A 12,681-nucleotide genomic window follows, 5' to 3' on the forward strand; every position below is an offset into this window, starting at 1 on the left:
CCACCTACGGTGAGTTTCCCAAAAGTCCGGGTCGACCGAATGAGTAATGCACTACTCGAATGCAACTGCCCCCGGGGGCGCTGCCATCGGTGCGGTCTTGGCTGCGGCTGAACCGGGGCTGCTGATAGATGTGGCCCACCGAGGGCCCGGTAGTGGTGTTATCACGAGCGCTTGGTGAGCTCATGTGGCGATGATCTTGTCGAGCCAGAGGACGGCGGCGGCGAAGGCCCCGCCGCCGGTCAAGGCCGCGCTGTTGAGGTCGCGGGCGCCGAGGAAGGTCACGCCGGCGACGAGCGCTCCGATCAGCAGTGCGAACAATAGAATGACGGCGGTCCGCAGCGGCAGGAGCTTGGGCGGTTTGGGGCTGGGCACGGGTCGCTACCTTTCGAGTTGTCGGTCTCTCGTAGAGGTATTAGGTCGCCGATGCTCGTTCAACCCACGGGTTTGCGCAGTTCAGAGCGGTAAAATCTTTTTTTGGACTTTCTTCGGATTTTCCGTGGGTTAGCCGCCACGCCGCGACATATAAGAAGTCGTCTGGTTGTTGGGGACGACGCGCGGAGCTTGCGAGCACGTTGTGCCTGACATGCAGGTGAGTTCTTGGCAGTTGTTCGAATCGTATTGACCTTGACCCAGGGATGAAGGAGGTGCGCCCGGTGGAGTCTCGTTCTGCCGCTAGCGGCGATGACCTACAACATCCATGGGCCGATGACGCCAGTTTCGACGATGACAACGCCGATTCGGCTCTTCTTTTCGGTGTTCCAGTTTCCGAGGATGAGGTACTTGAGCATTCGCCCCAGCAGGTCCGGGCTGACGTGGAACTCCTGGCCGAGCGGGTTCGGCGCCACAACCGCGACGGGCAGCTGTTCGAGGCTGTGCGTGTTGAAGGGTTCTGCGGCCGGCGATGGGATCGGCTGGCCGGGGACCTGGCGGCTTACGGCTGGGCCGTGCTGGACGCGTGGATGCGTACCGGCTACATCTTCGCCAAGGTCCGCGACATCGGCCGGCCGTTGCCCCACACCGATACCGAGTCGAGGGAGCTGGAAACGAAGCCAGACGTCCGCGCAGAGCTGTGCGCCGAGACCGCGGCCAGGGCGTTGAAGAAGTTCCGGGACGCCGGCCTGGCTGGCACCGGATGGAGTCCAGACGGTGGGGCCAGCTTGACGACGTTCTTCGTCGGGGCGTGTATTCAGGCGTTCAACAACGAGTTTCGCCGGTGGAGCCGCCATGAGCAGATCTGGGGGCACAACCGGTCGACGGACCCGGAAACGCTTCGCGATCACAGTGACCGCATCGTTGAGGTGGCACGGGCCACGCACATGTTTGACGATCCGGAGAGGGCAGTTGTCGACGCCGACCATTTTGAGCGGGTGCTTCGTGAACTGAGCGGCAAGGAATACGCCCTCTTGCAGCTCACTGATCTTGGCTACTCGCAAGAAGCGATCGGCGAACTGCTCGGCATCACCGAGCGGGCAGTCGAGGGACGGCTTTATCGGCTGCGGAACAAAGATATTCGCGGTCGGTTGGGAGGACACGGCGATGACTGATAAGCGCGGAGCGAACAACGACTACGACGATCCGGAGTTCGATCGTCTCATTGAGGAGTCGTCGCTGGGTACCGCCGGGGCGCGCCAGCTGCGTGGTCGGGTTAGTGCCGCACAGGTCGAGAAGGTGCGGCGGCTGGCCGAGCGGGGCGAGGTCCTGCACGGCGATAGCGGTGCCGATGTGCAAGTTGGGGTGGCGAATGGCCCTGCGGGACAGCGTGAGATCTTCGCAAAGTTCAAGTGGACACAGGCATCGATCGTCGCGATTTTCTGTGAGATCGTGGCCCATGCTCTCGCGGTGGATCAAGATGCGATCGACGTCGACAGGCCGCTGATCGAGCAGGGACTCGACTCCATGGCGATGATCGACACTCGCGGTGTTATCGAGAGGGCATTCGGGGTTCCGCTGCCACCTGCGATGATCTGGGAGCAACGGTCGACAGTGGCGCAGCTGGCAGATTATGTGCTGGCAGAACACTCGGCTGTGCTGCCGGCGCAGGCGGGTCACGACCCGAATCCTGTTGCCCCGCCAGCCTCATCGCCACGTGATTCACAGGACATGTTGGGCAGTAAGTTCGGCAAAGGTGTCGGTCCTACTTCTGCCTGAGGGCGTTCTAGATGCGGTGTTCCAGCGGCGGTACATCGGCATTGCGGCACGGCCGCCCCGCAGCCTGGCCGCGGTCTGCATACAGGCCAGCTGCCTGGTTGCGGTGGTATACACAGGTGTGCGAGTGCCTGATGCGATTGCCCAGCTTCCTGCTACGCCGGGAATCACCTATCGCGGCATGACTGGTTTGCCGCCGCAGGAGTCCTTCACGGTATCGGCGGTTCTTCCCACCTCGGCGGATCCTCGGATCGCCAGCGAGAACTTCACAGCGGACCGGGTTGCGGCGATCGTCACGGTCACGGGTCGGTTTGTCGGGCCGCTCTCACGCCACCCAGTCGTCTGCGAGATCGACTGAGCCAAAGAACCCGTCAGGGCCTGGCGGTCCATGACGGCCGGTGAGGCTCCTACTTGATCTCGGCGATTACGGTGCCCTGGGTGATGGCGGCACCGTCCTCGACGGCCAGGCCGGTGATGACGCCGCCCTTGTGGGCCGTCACCGGGTTCTCCATCTTCAAGGCCTCCAGGACCACCACGAGGTCGCCCGCGGACACTTCCTGGCCCTCCTCGACGGCCACCTTGACCACGGTGCCCTGCATCGGTGCGGTCACCGAGTCACCCGATGCCGCCGTCGCGCTGCCGCTGCCGCGCTTGCGGGCCTTGGGCTTTCGGCGAATAACGTTGTGCCCCTGATTGATTAGAACTGGAAGACCGTCAGGGAACTTGACCGGAATGCTGCGGCCGCCGACCTCAACTACTACCGTCAAAGGTTCCTCGTGCGGCGCATCGGTACCGCCCTCCGCTGGTTCGTGGTGAGTAGCGTCTGTCGCCGCGCGCGATTCAGCCACCGGATTTTGGCTGTCCGTCGGGTCGTGCCTAACGTTGAGGGAGTCCGCATCAGCCTGTAGAGGCTCGGATGACGTGCCATCCGAATTGCTTGCGTTTGTAAGGTTGTCGGGCTCGGGCGACGCCGTTGAGCCGACGATTACTGTCCGCGGTTTCGAGCTGACTAACTGGCGGTGTTTGTCTCTGACCAGGGGCACTTGTAGCGCAATGGTGGCAATACCCGCCGCTGCGGCGGCAATACAAGCTATGACTACACCCGTGCTCATGCGGATACCGTTTTGTCAGAGGATTCGGATGCCGGCGCAGGCGTCGGCGGCGGCTTCGGCGCAGGAGTCGACAGATAGACGTTGGTGAATGTGATCCAGGCGCAAACGGCAAAAAGGCCTAGCGAGGTCCACGCCTGCCCCTGTTGGGTGTCGTATGGCACGGACCCTTGCATGTCCAGCACAGTCCGTTGAATCAGGACGAAGACCGTGACCGCGATAGCTCCGAAAAACCAGGTGGCGCCATAGAGTCCCTTACCTCTCGGGCTTGTTATCGGCGCGGGCACTTCATCCGAGAAGAGTTCCCTCGTTCCCGTGTATAGAAGCGCGAGTCCAGTGGGTAGGAGCTGCCCTAAACCCGTCAGCCTTTCAAACAGCGGCAAGTACGGCACTTCGGGCGCAGAGCCAAACGCGTCGCTCAATATTCCGACGGCCACCAGGATGGCAAATGGGATCGACACCGGGACGCAGACCGCCAAGAACCACATCGCAACCCATTTGACGCCTGCGGACATGTCACTGCCCTCCCCCGACAGCAAAGGCTCCCAGTTGCGGTGAAATCGTACTCGGAGTGCAGCAGCGGTGAAGGCTTTTGATGCCAACAAGGTCTAGGAGCCCATCCCGGAACCCGCTTCGGCGCTGAACTCCCTGGGGGCGAGATCGCACCGTTTGGTTAGCGGCGGTACATCGATAGGCCTGCATGCCCGGCAAGAGGCCTGGTTGCGGTATACACAGCTGTGCGAGTGCCTGATGCGATTGCCCAGCTTCCTGCGACGCCGGGAATTACCTATCGCGGCATGAGTGGTTTGCCGCCGCGGGAGTCCTTCACGGTGTCGGCGGTTCTTCCTACCTCGGCGGATCCTCGGATCGCCAGTGAGAACTTCACCGCGGACCGGGTTGCGGCGATCGTCACGGTCACGGGTCGGTTTGTCGGGCCGCTCTCGCGCCACCCTGAGGAGCGTGAAGTTGCCATCTTGCCGGCCACGTTGCTGACGCCGGTCGGGACTGTGGATGTTGCGGGGCTTGCCAATCCGGTTGTGCTGCTTGCCGAACCCGGGGATGCTCCAGGATTGCCGCCGAATCGGGAGGAGTTGGAGCGGGTGGTGCGCGAGCAGATCACCCACGCTCTTGCCGGCCCGGTGTGGTCGGTGCGCTCCCCTGGCCGATTCACACCATCGTCGGGTTCACCTGTTGCGCCGGTGGAGGGTGCTGATGTTTGGCGGCTGAAAGTGTTCTATTCCACGCCTTTTGGGGATACGAAGGACGGCGCGCAGAAGGTGTTTCTACTTGAACGCAGCGGTGTCCGGTATGTGCCGGTTTTTCGTAGCTTGGACTCGATGATGGAGTTTTACGAGCGGGTGAACCGTGCTGCGTACATGGTGCTGGAGGGCGACGTGAAGAGCGTGATGGACACGAATCGTTCGATTGAGCTGATGCGGGGTGTGGGGATCGTCATTGATCCGTTCGGTGCTCCGATCGAGATTCCCCCTGCCGGTTGATAGCTTTGAGCGCCAAGGAATCGGGGCAGCTCAGTGAGACTTGGTTTGGGGCGCTGGGTTTCGCGCGCGGCGTCGTCCTTTCCTTATCGGTACGTCAGCCCGGTGTACGGCTCGACTCGGTGGGCCACCGGTTGGGCCTGGACCGTGAAGGAGCCGTCTGCGTGGATCACGCCGAGCTGTTCGAATGAGTCGAAGCTGGACACGACGAACTCGCCGGCGCGGGCGTCGATCCGCAGCCGGATGCCTGTCCCATCGCAGCCGCCGTGGTGTGCCACGACGTGGGAGATGGCCGAACTGTGCTGGTCGACCTGGGTGAGCGCGTCCCGGTAGCCAGTTGAGGTTGCATCACCGTCCAGACCAGGGATTCCGTCGAGTGCTTCGATCACCCATCGGGCGTGGCCGGTCGGCGTCGTCACGCCGTAGTAGCCGTGGTTGAGGCCCCACCAGGGTTCGCCGTACCAGCCGTCGGATTCGTTGAGCTGTACGTGGGGGCCGGGGAGGTCGTAGCGGGCGTCGGCGGTGGCTCCGGTCGTCGTCATGCCGCCAACCCTAAGCCAAGGGGGTTGGCATACGCAAATGGGGTTGGCCAACGCCATGGTCATTGGCGGTGCGATTGGGCCCAGGCCGAAGGACATCGAGACCGTGCTGGAGATTGTTGCGTTGCCGCCGGAGTACCGCGCGTCGCCATGGCGGATTCACGATCCGACAGCCGTCAAGCCCGGTGAACGCAAAGATGCCGCCCTGGCAGCGGGAAAGGATGACGCCGGCCCGCCGCGCAGCGTCCCGGCCCGGGTGCGGGCGCTGTTGCGCCAACACGTCGCGGCCGGGCCACGCTGACCGTTTACCCGAGTAGGTATGCGATTTTGCGGCGGGTCCGCTCAGCCTCCTCACGGCTGAAGCCGCACCGGGCCGCTGCTGCGGGCCACGTTGTGTGGGGCGTCGCGGCCTTCTCGAGGAGCATTTCGCGTTCGCGGTCGGTCAGCTTCGACCACACCCGCGCCAGGCCTGGGTGTGTGATTGCTCCGTCGTCCATTTCGGCCGGGTCGATCGCGGCGCGATCGGCGACAAGGTCCTTGAGCGTCATGACTGTGCCGGTGGCGTAGTCATGACCGATCGGCTCCTCCAGGGACCGCAACGGGTGTCCGCCGAACCGCAAGTCGGGATCGGTGGTCAAGCGCTTGGCCCGCCGGTGCTCGCTGAGGGTGAGGCGGCGGAGCGTGGCAACCACGTCGCGGTGGCCGCCGGCTGCGAACGCGCGCATCGGTAGCCATAGGTCTAGGTCGAGCAGCACCAGCATCGCGGAGGCCACCAGTTCTTTGGTGGGGAAGTCGAATCCGAGCCAGTTCAACAGTAGGTTTTTGACCCTTTCGTAGGCGTCAGCTGCGTCTTGCACCAGGGCGTCCCAGGCGCCGAGTGCGGCGTTGAGTGCCGTGCCGGCCTGCTTGAGTCCGCGTTCGGCCAGGGGCCACCATGACCGCATCATGGTGGCGATGGCTTCGGCGGGGGCCCAGGACTTCATCGCTTCGGGCAGTGGGGATCGGTAGGCAGGCATCTGCAGGGACATCAGCTTGGAGACCCGGCTGGCGAGGTCGGTGTGAGTTCCCGTGGTTGGTGTCACCAATCGTGCGAGTGCGGTGGCGCCGGACTGGGTGGTCAGCCAGTCGGGGATGTTCAGTCCTCGCGGAATCGCGGTGGCGGGGAGCAGACTGGCCGCGCCCGGGGCGCCGCCGCGCATCAGGGTTTCGATCGTGGACCGCGGGACGCTGGCCAGGCCGCGCAGGTGCCCGAGCGGATCGGTCAGGGGGCCGACACCGGGCGGGGTCAGGATTGTCTTCAGCGACTCAGCGATCCCGGGGGATGCTGCCTTGGCGAGGTGATCGGCCCGAAACCTTGCTGCCACACCGACGCTCGGTCCGGACAGTTTCATCGTGTCCGGGATCGGGATGGCCATGTTTCGGGTCAGCTTCGCGATGTCAGGGGCTCCCGTCATCAGGGAGCTGCTGCCCTGGATCTGGGCGAGACGCTTGGCCAGATCGGTCAGGTTTGATCCGGTCAGGGTCGGCGCGGCTGTGGACGCGATACCAGCGGCCCCGGCCGGGCCCGCTATTGATGCGAACTTTCGGGTGAGCTCGTCGATGTTCGGCATCAGCGAACCGATCCCCGCTGGCGGCGTTGGCGGCCGTGTGGCCTCCATGAGCCTGCGCGCCGCGTCGGTTGCACCTGTGCTCATGAGGGTGGACAGGCCCGGGCGGTGTGGTGAGGCGGCCTCAGCCAGCGCGGCGACCGACGAGGACATTCGGCGCAATGCTTCCAGTGTCGATCCCGGCGCGGGGCGGCTCAGGCTCCTGGCCAGTTCGGCCACCGCGGTGCTCGATGCGCTGATACCTGCGCCGGCGGCGGTGGCGCTCAGCGTCCGGCGGCGGAGGGTGTCGGGCTGGTCGGCTTTCTGGTCGGTGGTCATTTGCGTGGTCCCTTCTTGTCACAAGCGGGGCCCGCCTGATGCGGGTCCTACTTCGAAGGGGCGGCAAACAGTAAAAACGACAAACATGTGACGCGAATCACGCCTCAGGCCTCACCGTGGTGAGGTTTAGCCCTTCATCAGCTCATTGTCCCAGCAAAATCGGTCGGACGCCGGGCGGTCGCGCGGCGAGCCCAAGGCCACGCATGGCTGGGGGCTTCCCCGTTTGGTCTTGACCAGCCGTCTGACGGTCGACTCGTCGGAATGGCGGCGGGGAGGCTCGCGGGCCTCGAACAGGGTTTTGCTGTTGGGCAGGCCTACCCTCAGTTTGTTTGCTTGCTTTCCATTTCAATAGCCTGAGTGGCGTTAGTTTTTTGCTTACTCGAATCGACATCCACTCGTTGATCACTGTGCCTACCATTTCATTGTCAGCAAACTAGCTGCGATAAAGGAGGGACCCATGTTCAAGTTGATTCGTATGGTGCGGGCGACATGCCCTGCCTGCAACGGAAAGGGAGGGCACAGCAACATGGGCAACTGGGTGAACTGTTCCCGCTGCAAAGGAACCGGGCAGGTCTAGCTCTGCCGCAAACCGATAGCCGCCGCCGGAACCGTCAAGGTTGTCGGCGGCGGTCCATCTTGGGGCAATGCTCTTTGCTGCCACTCCTGGCGTTCGCCACATTCGCGGGATGGCCCCTTCGAGATTCAGGCGGGCGCGGTAGCCGCCGGGAGCCTGGCTGTGTGGCGTGATCGATCGGGATGCTCGCCGCAGTGTTGCGGTGGTGCTGATGACGGATTGGCCCTTTGACGTGCTCTGATACGTGTCGTTTCAATTGGTGATACGATACGTATCAGCGGAAAGGAGCGGGGCCATGGCCACCACCATTGAACGGATCACTCAACGAGCGCACATCCGCCGCGCTCATGAACGTCTTAACCAAATCGAGGAGATGCGTGAGGCGAATGAGCTCACCAAGCTCGGTAAGAGTCAACGAGAGATCGCCGAACTCCTCCTGACCACGCAGCCGCGAGTTGGTCGGTTGCTGCGCGGCGCTGCGGCCCTCGGGGATGCCCAGACTCCAGAAGAGCTGATCCTGCGCGCTGCTGTCGGCGAGACCCCGCGCGACGTTCTGGTCAAGCAGCTCTGTGCCTACGAGTACACGTTTACCGAGTTTGCGCCCTATCCGCACGAAGGTTCTGTCCCGGGAACGTGGAATCAGGTCGGCGCTGCTCATCAACTTCGACTGCTCAGTGACGAGGAGTACGAACATGTCCGCTCCGCAGTCAGACCGCCGGCTTCGTAACAGGATCCACGCCCAGCTCACTGCCCTCCATCAAGGAGGGCAGCTTGGCGTCCCGAGTGCAGTTCAGGACTACCTCAGCGACGATGTCGTTCAAGAAGCTGCCGACGAATACCGGGCCCTGCGTCCTGACGCACCAACTGATGGGCGCGCTGCGATTGTCACTGCGGGTGTGCCTGGGGCGGGAAAGACCAGCAGGCTCAACGCTATTGCCGATGCCGGGTATCGGCGTATCGACCCGGATGAGATCAAGGATATTCTGCTCGCACGTCTAGAGATGGTGGGGCTGCTTGATGTTCGTCACCGTCATGTCTTGACGGACGGGAAGAGTGTGAGCCCCGGGGAGTTGGCCGGTTGGGTGCACAACGCGTCGACAGAGGCCGCGAACCGTGTGCGCGCGGTGTCGCTGTACTACGGCGAGAACTTCGTGATGGAGGGAACGCTGTCGTGGCATGCGTTGCCTCGTACCTATGTTGATGAGCTGGCTATGCACGATTACGAGCGGCTTACCGTCCTCGACATCGAGGTGCCTATGTCTGTTGCTGTTGAGCAATCCAAGGATCGCTGGTGGCTTGGACGCAGATCGGGGCGTATCCGGCACAACGTCGAACTCGGTGGCCGTTTCATTTCCGAGGCCGCGGTCAAGGGGTTCTTCGCGGGGGCCCGCACGGCGTCGGCGTGCGCCGCGAACGCGCGGAAGCTGTACAGCAATGCCAACGAGGCGGGTATCGAGTCCGACTTGCTCATCGTCAGCCGGACTGCCGGCGGAACGGAATACCGCGCGTGCTTGACCCCCGATGGGCATGTGGAGCCATCTCGGGGCGCCGCGCTGGGGGCGGTGTGCATTGGATGTGGGGCGGTGCTTCGCGATCCGGTGGCCATACTCAAAGGTGTTGGGCGGTCACGCGGCCACAGCCATTCCTGATCGCGGATGCGCTCCCCTACGGGCGCTTCCAGCCGGTGATTCGCAGGTACGGGTCTGCGCCTTCGTTCGGATCGGGGCTGCGGCCGTGCTCGACTTCTGTGGTGGACGTGTCTATTGAGGCGACCGTGTTGGTGAGGTCGATTGGCGATGGAAGAGTCGCGTATTTACTTTCGCCAGACTCCTTGTCATCCAGGGGTTTCGGTGGTTGTTGCTCAGGCATCGGTTGCTCCTATGTTTGGCGGGTCGGTGGTGAGTGCTTGGGAGCCGATGTTGATGCGTTGGTCGTCGGCTGGCGGCTGGGTCATGCAGTTTCGCCCAGCCCGGGTAGGTCGTCCATGGCCGCTTCGTAGGGTGTGTAGACGCGGATCTCGGATTCTGTGCCGGTTACCTTGTTGTGCAGCATGATTCGTGCTTGGCCACCGTTTCGGGAAACGCTGCGGGCGGCGGCCTCTGCTGCCCCCTGGGTCTTGTGTGAGGACTTCCCGTCGATCGGCTTGGACTCGTCGATGGTGTAGATGTCTATTGCTGCGTCGTCGCTGAATGTCTTCGTACCGTCGTGGTGGAAGTACACCTTCCACGGTCGTTGATGGCCCATTGCCTTACCCCTCTTCTCGCATGTTCGGTGCGCTCTGCATGATTCGGCGCAGGTGCACGCCTGTCGCCGGGAGTGCGCTGATGCCGATGAGTTCTCCGGGGCCGTGGGCTTCGGCGATGCAGCCGCGGCCCAGGTAGGTCGCGACGTAGTGGGGTATCCCGCCGGTCATGTGTTCTTCGAAGAAGACGAGGTCCCCGGGTTCGGGTTCTGCGGCGGGTCGGCCGAATAGGTATTGATCTCTTGGTGTGCGTGGGATTTGGATCTGGAATGCGCGGAAGATCAGGTACTGCTCCAGGCTGCCGGCGTCGAAGCCGATCACACGCAGGCCGGCCGCGGCCTCGACTGCAGCATTGCCGCCGTATGACATGCCCAGAGTTGGGCCGGTGATCGTTCCACCGCCCCAGGCGTATGGGGTGCGGCGGCCGATGAGTTCGGCCATCGCGGCGAAAAGTTCGCCTTCGACCGCGGTGAGGACCGCGCTCTCGTTTCGGCGCGCGGCGGCCTCGGCGCGTAGGTCTGCGGCTTGGTGTTCGAATTCGGTGTTCAGCACGGTTTCTGCCTTGTCGATGGCGGCTTGCCGGATGAAGACGCTGCGGTCGGTGGATCCTGACTTGTTCCACGCCTTGTCGATTCGATTGAGGTCACTGAGGCCGAAGCGGACAGGGATCGGGGTCGATCCCTTCTCGTCCAGCGGTGCTCGGCCGCCGCGCTTAGGTGTGGTGGTCACCGTGGCCTCCTGGTTGTTGGGCTCATTCACACCGATCGTATATCACGAAATAGCATTCGTATAGCGTTTGATTCGCTCGGCTGTTTCCACCCCAGTTGCAGCCATCCATGTCGCTAGTCGAATTTCGACGAAAACCGGGCCTGACAGGCGCGTAACAGGGCTACGATTCCGCCACAGGGGGCAAGATCGCGATCGGGGGGAACCGTGAAGATCAGAACCAAGCGCAGCGACAAAGGCATCGAATACCACGGTGTGAAGTTCGATGGTTGGGAGGTCGTGCTCGGCGCCGCGGGCGCGGCCCTCATTCTCGCGTATTTCTTGCCGGAGGCACGGACGGTCCTGCTCGACATTGCCTGCGGGCTGGGCGGGCTCTGGTTGGTGGGCGTGATCGTCGTGTTCGTCGTAGGGCTTGCCCGTACGCCGACGACTCCAGCACCTGAGAGCGGGGGCGGCGGCGCGCCGCCGCCCCAACAACCGCCACAGCCCACACAGAGCTAGCCATGGACGTTGCGGTCGGGTGGTGCACCGAGTTCGAGCCCAAGCGGAAAGTACGCAGCCTGCTGTACGCGAGTCGGCCGCCGGCGCTGTTCCTCTATCACTTCGGGCGCCTCATCGGGGGCGCCGGGCGCGCAATCCTCGACGAGGATCTTGGACTGCGTGGGCTGTCCGTTGAGGCATCGGATGCCCTCCGCGCCAGCAACATTGCCTACTTGAGCTCGCACGGCAGGATGGACGCCAGCTGCTGCTACCAATTCCGGCTGCGCTGCGGAGAATGGTCTCCGGCCAACACAGGCCTGGGCGGGGCTAGCGTGCTGGTCCTCGACACGTGCAACGTGACCACGCGACAGGTCAAAGCTCACGAATCGGCCTGGGTGTCGCGTGGGCGTGCGACACCGGCGATCGTGTTGGGGTTCGTCGGAGCCGCCACCGACGGCTACGAGGAGTCGATGCGTGGGCGGGCCTTCGTTGAACATCTCTGGGCGGGAGAGACGTTCGTGCAGTCCTGGTTCAACGCCATCCAAGACACCCAGGGGCTCCGACGGCGAGATCAGGGCGTCGCGATCGGATTCGGGCCCACCTGTAGCGAGGCGAGCGCCGTCCTGGACACAGCGACGCTGACCAGTGTGCCCGCCCCGACGGTGGCCGACTTTTGCGCTTGGAGGGCCCAGTGAGCCTGGCCGATGAGTCAGCCGACGAGGCGAGGCTGAACCTGACGCGAGAAGCCTTGGAGTCGGTGGTAAAACACATCACCGACTGCGATCCACCGCCCACGTTGGCGGTGACAGCCGACAGGCGGGACGCCTTGCAGGCCAATATTCCAGGCTTAGAGGAAGGGATCCAGAAGATCCCTCACGACCCTGGGTGCTACCAGTTCTCTCTTTCTGGCCGGCCATGGTCGGACGCTGACATTGATGCCCCGTTACTGGCCGGGGTCGTACAGCGCATCATCGACGCCGGTCAGGAATACCACCGCAGCATCGGAATCGAGTACGACGCAACGATCGACTCCGAACTCAAATCGACAGTCGAATCGACAGTATCGGCCCATGGAATCTTCCCCGAAGCATCCCCACTGATACGCCTTCCCGACGGAACCGACGTCCCCTCCGTGGGCCCTGGGGGTCGCGTCACGATCGGGCACCTTGGCCATGCTGTCGTCGGCACGGCAGCGATCCGGCCGTTCTCCATCTCGCATTGGGCGCAGTGGGTCCGCCTCGATTCGATCTTCGCTGCCTTCGCAGGTCTCCTTGACGCCGGCCTGACGTTCGACTCGTCCTTTGGCTACTGGGAACGCTCCTGGATGGAACTTCAAGATCACATCGAACCCGTTTACGCGTTTCTCGTCGAAGACGAATCGTCCGACTATCCGATGAAGCGTCGGATCACTATTCCGGCGACAACCGTTGAGTCCTGATGCCCCG

17 protein-coding genes and 1 pseudogene are annotated in these 12,681 nt (G+C 63.4%); 10 read left to right on the top strand and 8 right to left on the bottom strand.

What is annotated here, in order from left to right:
• Positions 1–180 precede the first annotated feature (180 nt).
• Positions 181–372: a hypothetical protein gene (locus ACNQVK_RS01145; RefSeq protein ID WP_418028264.1), complete on the bottom strand. Its 192-nt coding sequence runs from the start codon at positions 370–372 to the stop codon at positions 181–183.
• 281 nt (positions 373–653) lie between these two features.
• On the opposite strand from ACNQVK_RS01145, the gene ACNQVK_RS01150 reads away from it, so the two are divergent.
• The 3 genes from ACNQVK_RS01150 to ACNQVK_RS01160 all read left to right on the top strand — a co-directional run bounded on the left by ACNQVK_RS01150 (position 654) and on the right by ACNQVK_RS01160 (position 2,503).
• Positions 654–1,544, top strand: a complete 891-nt coding sequence (locus ACNQVK_RS01150) for an RNA polymerase sigma factor (RefSeq protein ID WP_418028265.1) — start codon at positions 654–656, stop codon at positions 1,542–1,544.
• The gene (locus ACNQVK_RS01155; RefSeq protein WP_418028266.1) at positions 1,537–2,148 is read left to right on the top strand and encodes an acyl carrier protein; all 612 of its coding nucleotides are present in this window, start codon (positions 1,537–1,539) and stop codon (positions 2,146–2,148) included. Before ACNQVK_RS01150 ends, ACNQVK_RS01155 begins: the two co-directional genes overlap by 8 nt.
• Positions 2,149–2,272: 124 nt before the next feature.
• Entirely contained in the window at positions 2,273–2,503 is a 231-nt protein-coding gene (locus ACNQVK_RS01160) for a hypothetical protein (protein ID WP_418028267.1), read from the top strand.
• Between the two features lie 49 nt (positions 2,504–2,552).
• Here ACNQVK_RS01160 and ACNQVK_RS01165 read toward each other — a convergent pair.
• Positions 2,553–2,906, bottom strand: a pseudogene (locus tag ACNQVK_RS01165) (biotin/lipoyl-containing protein); the annotation flags it as partial.
• 347 nt (positions 2,907–3,253) lie between these two features.
• Positions 3,254–3,769, bottom strand: coding sequence for a hypothetical protein (locus ACNQVK_RS01170; RefSeq protein WP_418028268.1), 516 nt, complete (start codon positions 3,767–3,769; stop codon positions 3,254–3,256).
• Positions 3,770–4,453: 684 nt separating this feature from the next.
• On the opposite strand from ACNQVK_RS01170, the gene ACNQVK_RS01175 reads away from it, so the two are divergent.
• Entirely contained in the window at positions 4,454–4,753 is a 300-nt protein-coding gene (locus tag ACNQVK_RS01175; protein WP_418028448.1) for a hypothetical protein, read from the top strand.
• Positions 4,754–4,836: 83 nt separating this feature from the next.
• On the opposite strand, the gene ACNQVK_RS01180 is transcribed toward ACNQVK_RS01175, so the two are convergent.
• Positions 4,837–5,292, bottom strand: a complete 456-nt coding sequence (locus tag ACNQVK_RS01180; protein WP_418028269.1) for a hypothetical protein — start codon at positions 5,290–5,292, stop codon at positions 4,837–4,839.
• Positions 5,293–5,329: 37 nt separating this feature from the next.
• On the opposite strand from ACNQVK_RS01180, the gene ACNQVK_RS01185 reads away from it, so the two are divergent.
• Positions 5,330–5,590: a hypothetical protein gene (locus tag ACNQVK_RS01185; RefSeq protein ID WP_418028270.1), complete on the top strand. Its 261-nt coding sequence runs from the start codon at positions 5,330–5,332 to the stop codon at positions 5,588–5,590.
• A gap of 4 nt (positions 5,591–5,594) precedes the next feature.
• On the opposite strand, the gene ACNQVK_RS01190 is transcribed toward ACNQVK_RS01185, so the two are convergent.
• On the bottom strand, positions 5,595–7,214 hold the full coding sequence (locus ACNQVK_RS01190; RefSeq protein ID WP_418028271.1) for a hypothetical protein: 1,620 nt from the start codon (positions 7,212–7,214) through the stop codon (positions 5,595–5,597).
• Between the two features lie 869 nt (positions 7,215–8,083).
• Between ACNQVK_RS01190 and ACNQVK_RS01195 the strand changes: the two genes are divergently transcribed.
• Positions 8,084–8,515, top strand: coding sequence for a hypothetical protein (locus ACNQVK_RS01195; RefSeq protein WP_418028272.1), 432 nt, complete (start codon positions 8,084–8,086; stop codon positions 8,513–8,515).
• Complete coding sequence (locus ACNQVK_RS01200) at positions 8,481–9,437, top strand: zeta toxin family protein (protein WP_418028273.1); 957 nt, start codon at positions 8,481–8,483, stop codon at positions 9,435–9,437. Before ACNQVK_RS01195 ends, ACNQVK_RS01200 begins: the two co-directional genes overlap by 35 nt.
• Before the next feature lie 16 nt (positions 9,438–9,453).
• Here the strand turns inward: ACNQVK_RS01200 and ACNQVK_RS01205 are convergent, their stop codons facing one another.
• The 3 genes from ACNQVK_RS01205 to ACNQVK_RS01215 all read right to left on the bottom strand — a co-directional run bounded on the left by ACNQVK_RS01205 (position 9,454) and on the right by ACNQVK_RS01215 (position 10,759).
• Positions 9,454–9,657 carry a hypothetical protein gene (locus tag ACNQVK_RS01205; RefSeq protein WP_418028274.1) on the bottom strand — a complete coding sequence of 68 codons (204 nt, stop codon included), beginning with the start codon at positions 9,655–9,657 and terminating at the stop codon, positions 9,454–9,456.
• 81 nt (positions 9,658–9,738) lie between these two features.
• Positions 9,739–10,032 carry a hypothetical protein gene (locus ACNQVK_RS01210; protein WP_418028275.1) on the bottom strand — a complete coding sequence of 98 codons (294 nt, stop codon included), beginning with the start codon at positions 10,030–10,032 and terminating at the stop codon, positions 9,739–9,741.
• Between the two features lie 4 nt (positions 10,033–10,036).
• On the bottom strand, positions 10,037–10,759 hold the full coding sequence (locus ACNQVK_RS01215) for a C40 family peptidase (RefSeq protein ID WP_418028276.1): 723 nt from the start codon (positions 10,757–10,759) through the stop codon (positions 10,037–10,039).
• 204 nt (positions 10,760–10,963) lie between these two features.
• Between ACNQVK_RS01215 and ACNQVK_RS01220 the strand changes: the two genes are divergently transcribed.
• The 3 genes from ACNQVK_RS01220 to ACNQVK_RS01230 are packed head-to-tail and all read left to right on the top strand — an operon-like array spanning position 10,964 to position 12,674.
• A complete protein-coding gene (locus tag ACNQVK_RS01220) occupies positions 10,964–11,257 on the top strand; it encodes a hypothetical protein (protein WP_418028277.1) in 294 nt (97 codons plus the stop codon).
• A 2-nt stretch (positions 11,258–11,259) separates the two neighbouring features.
• Positions 11,260–11,931, top strand: a complete 672-nt coding sequence (locus tag ACNQVK_RS01225) for a hypothetical protein (RefSeq protein WP_418028278.1) — start codon at positions 11,260–11,262, stop codon at positions 11,929–11,931.
• Complete coding sequence (locus tag ACNQVK_RS01230; protein ID WP_418028279.1) at positions 11,928–12,674, top strand: hypothetical protein; 747 nt, start codon at positions 11,928–11,930, stop codon at positions 12,672–12,674. The genes ACNQVK_RS01225 and ACNQVK_RS01230 overlap by 4 nt, the downstream gene beginning before the upstream one ends.
• Positions 12,675–12,681 lie beyond the last annotated feature (7 nt).

The sequence above is a fragment of the Mycobacterium sp. 134 genome (assembly GCF_048282715.1).
Taxonomy (GTDB): Bacteria; Actinomycetota; Actinomycetes; order Mycobacteriales; family Mycobacteriaceae; genus Mycobacterium; species Mycobacterium septicum.

Bases quoted from the DNA above. Each gene is read 5' to 3' on its own strand.
- ACNQVK_RS01180 (WP_418028269.1), bottom strand. From the start codon at position 5,292: ATGACGACGACCGGAGCCACCGCCGACGCCCGCTACGACCTCCCCGGC.
- ACNQVK_RS01200 (WP_418028273.1), top strand. From the start codon at position 8,481: ATGTCCGCTCCGCAGTCAGACCGCCGGCTTCGTAACAGGATCCACGCC.
- ACNQVK_RS01185 (WP_418028270.1), top strand. From the start codon at position 5,330: ATGGGGTTGGCCAACGCCATGGTCATTGGCGGTGCGATTGGGCCCAGG.
- ACNQVK_RS01155 (WP_418028266.1), top strand. From the start codon at position 1,537: ATGACTGATAAGCGCGGAGCGAACAACGACTACGACGATCCGGAGTTC.
- ACNQVK_RS01225 (WP_418028278.1), top strand. From the start codon at position 11,260: ATGGACGTTGCGGTCGGGTGGTGCACCGAGTTCGAGCCCAAGCGGAAA.
- ACNQVK_RS01195 (WP_418028272.1), top strand. From the start codon at position 8,084: ATGGCCACCACCATTGAACGGATCACTCAACGAGCGCACATCCGCCGC.
- ACNQVK_RS01205 (WP_418028274.1), bottom strand. From the start codon at position 9,657: ATGCCTGAGCAACAACCACCGAAACCCCTGGATGACAAGGAGTCTGGC.
- ACNQVK_RS01170 (WP_418028268.1), bottom strand. From the start codon at position 3,769: ATGTCCGCAGGCGTCAAATGGGTTGCGATGTGGTTCTTGGCGGTCTGC.
- ACNQVK_RS01210 (WP_418028275.1), bottom strand. From the start codon at position 10,032: ATGGGCCATCAACGACCGTGGAAGGTGTACTTCCACCACGACGGTACG.
- ACNQVK_RS01190 (WP_418028271.1), bottom strand. From the start codon at position 7,214: ATGACCACCGACCAGAAAGCCGACCAGCCCGACACCCTCCGCCGCCGG.